The sequence below is a fragment of the Acetobacter oeni genome (assembly GCF_011516825.1).
Classification (GTDB): domain Bacteria; phylum Pseudomonadota; class Alphaproteobacteria; order Acetobacterales; family Acetobacteraceae; genus Acetobacter; species Acetobacter oeni.
Genome location: NZ_WOTA01000095.1, coordinates 1 through 850 on the forward strand (window position 1 = coordinate 1; position 850 = coordinate 850).

Annotated in this window: 1 protein-coding gene; it reads right to left on the minus strand. The window is 52.6% G+C overall.

Annotation, left to right across the window (positions count from 1 at the left end; all coding sequences use genetic code 11):
• Positions 1-11: 11 nt before the first annotated feature.
• Positions 12-775 (minus strand): IS5 family transposase gene (locus tag GOB90_RS18730; protein ID WP_146893152.1). Its coding sequence is split into 2 segments (ribosomal slippage): positions 12-442 and positions 442-775, totalling 765 coding nucleotides; the frame shifts between segments, so codons are not numbered across the junction.
• Positions 776-850: the final 75 nt, after the last annotated feature.

Sequence of the window (850 nt, forward strand, 5' to 3'; positions counted from 1 at the left end):
AGGCTCAGGACTCATTCTTTGAGCCAGAAGATGAAGCTTGCTGCGATATGGATTGCAGACATGAGTGTATGAGCGCAGCGATCATATCGTGTTGCGACACGTCGCCAGTCTTTCAGCTTTGCGAACATGTTTTCGACGAGATGACGTTTCTTATACAGATGCCAGTCGTAAGACGGCTTTGATTTTCTGTTCTTTTTCGGCGGAATACAGGCCGTGATATTCTGTCCGGCGAGAGACAGTCTGATTTTGTTACTGTCATAGCCCCGATATCCGATCACTTCCTCTGTTTCTTCAGGCAGATCCGCCAGCAGAATATAGGCTCCCCTGAAGTCACTGACCTGACCTGCCGTCAGATGAAGACGGACCGGACGGCCTTCGCCATCACACACAGCGTGCAGCTTTGAGTTCAGACCGGCTTTTGTGCGTCCGATATGGCGGGGAAAAGCCCCTTTTTAAGCAGGGAGGCTGCCGTTCTGTGTGCCTTGAGATGTGTGGCATCAATCATCAGACGCTTCGACCGCCCTGCCTGTTCTGTCAGGGCGACAAAGATCCGGTCAAAGACGCCCAGGCGGCTCCATCGGATGAAACGATTGTATAAAGTCTTGTGCGGGCCATACGCTTTCGGTGCGTCTTTCCACTGCAGGCCGTTCCGGATGACGTAAATGATCCCGCTCAGAACGCGCCGGTCATCCACACGAGGAACACCGTGCGCCAGAGGAAAGCAGGGGCTGATCCGCTCCATCTGATGCTCAGATAGCAAAAACAAATCACTCACTGGCTTACCCTCCGTCGGGAAACCTGTGAATCACAAAGTGCCGGTTACTTCAATGAATTAACAGGTCCTGAGCCT